This window comes from Shumkonia mesophila, from assembly GCF_026163695.1.
Lineage (GTDB): Bacteria > Pseudomonadota > Alphaproteobacteria > Rhodospirillales > Shumkoniaceae > Shumkonia > Shumkonia mesophila.
This window is the reverse complement of record NZ_JAOTID010000048.1, coordinates 1-1,441: the sequence shown is the minus strand read 5'-3', so window position 1 is coordinate 1,441 and position 1,441 is coordinate 1. Positions and strand designations below refer to the sequence as shown.

General features: G+C 65.9%; 2 protein-coding genes. Both read left to right on the top strand.

Features of this window, described 5'->3' with window-relative positions:
• Positions 1-83: 83 nt before the first annotated feature.
• Positions 84-1,175, top strand: a complete 1,092-nt coding sequence (locus tag ODR01_RS25180; RefSeq protein ID WP_316980469.1) for an IS5 family transposase — start codon at positions 84-86, stop codon at positions 1,173-1,175.
• A complete protein-coding gene (locus tag ODR01_RS25175; RefSeq protein WP_316980468.1) occupies positions 1,172-1,417 on the top strand; it encodes a GDCCVxC domain-containing (seleno)protein in 246 nt (81 codons plus the stop codon). The genes ODR01_RS25180 and ODR01_RS25175 overlap by 4 nt, the downstream gene beginning before the upstream one ends.
• The last annotated feature ends 24 nt before the right edge of the window (positions 1,418-1,441 follow it).

Below are 1,441 nucleotides of genomic sequence, written 5' to 3'. Positions count from 1 at the left end.
CTAACAGGTTGTTGAAAAACCCAGTGGCCTGTCCGGCTGTGGCGTGATTCAATTGCGGCCAGAGGGAACTGGCCGAGGGCATGATGCGCGGGACGGACAAGCGTTTGGGGGAGTTGTTCTCCTACGTCGATCTGGAGAAGCGGGTACGGCCCGATCATCCGCTGCGGGCGATCCGGGAGATGGCGAATGGCGCGCTGGCCTTGCTGTCGGGCGACTTCGCGACGCTCTATTCGGGGCTGGGTCGGCCGTCCATCGCGCCGGAACTGCTGTTGCGGGCCATGCTGTTGCAGGCTTTCTACTCGATCCGCTCGGAGCGCCAGTTGATGGATCGGCTGGAGTTCGACCTGCTGTTCCGCTGGTTCGTGGGGCTGGGCGTCGATGATCCAGTGTGGGACCATTCGACGTTTTCGAAGAACCGCGACCGCCTGCTGGAAGGCGACATCGCCGCCAAGTTCCTGGCCGCCGTTCTGTCGCAGCCGCGCGTGAAGCGGTTGTTGTCGAGCGAGCACTTCAGCGTCGACGGCACGCTGATCGAGGCGTGGGCGTCGATGAAGAGCTTCAAGCCAAAGGGATCGGGCAAGGACGACGGCGGCGGCGATGGCGGGCGCAACGCCCCGGCCGACTTCAGGGGCGAGAAGCGGTCCAACGAGACGCACGAGAGCGCCACCGATCCCGATGCCCGGCTGTATCGCAAGGGGCCGGGGATGGAGGCGAAGCTGTGCTTCATCGGCCACGGCCTGATGGAGAACCGCTCGGGTCTGATCGTCGACACCCGGCTGACCCGCGTCTCCGGCCATGCCGAGCGGCTGGCGGCCCTGGACATGATCGAGCCATTGGCCGACCGGCCGAAGGCCATCACGCTGGGCGCCGATCGCGGCTACGATGCAGCCGACTTCGTCGAGGAACTGCGGACGCTCAACGTTCGCCCCCATGTGGCCCAGAACACCAGCCGGCGGCGCTCGGCCATTGACGGCCGGACCACCCGCCATCCCGGCTATGCCGCCAGCCAGCGCATCCGCAAGCGCATCGAGGAGGCGTTCGGCTGGATCAAGACGGTGGCCGGGCTGCGCAAGACCAAGCTGCGCGGCCTCGACAAGGTAGACTGGGCGTTCGCCTTCACCGCCGCCGCCTACAACCTGATGCGGCTGCCCAAGCTCCTGGAGGACGTGCCATGACCGCCCAGCCGACCAAGCCAGTCGAACTTCGTTCCGAGATCACCTGCCCGCATTGCGGTAACCGCAAGGTCGAGGAAATGCCGACCGACGCCTGCCAGTTCTTCTATGAGTGCGAGGCGTGTCACGCCCTGCTGCGTCCCAAGGCCGGCGACTGCTGCGTGTTCTGCTCCTACGGCTCGGTGCCGTGCCCGCCCATCCAGCTTGAGCGTCAGGGCGACGGGAAAGGGTGCTGCTGCGGCTGATCGACTTCTTCAACAGCCTGCTAA

Excerpts from the sequence above, each read along its gene's own strand:
- ODR01_RS25175 (WP_316980468.1), top strand. The coding sequence starts at position 1,172 with ATGACCGCCCAGCCGACCAAGCCAGTCGAACTTCGTTCCGAGATCACC.
- ODR01_RS25180 (WP_316980469.1), top strand. The coding sequence starts at position 84 with ATGCGCGGGACGGACAAGCGTTTGGGGGAGTTGTTCTCCTACGTCGAT.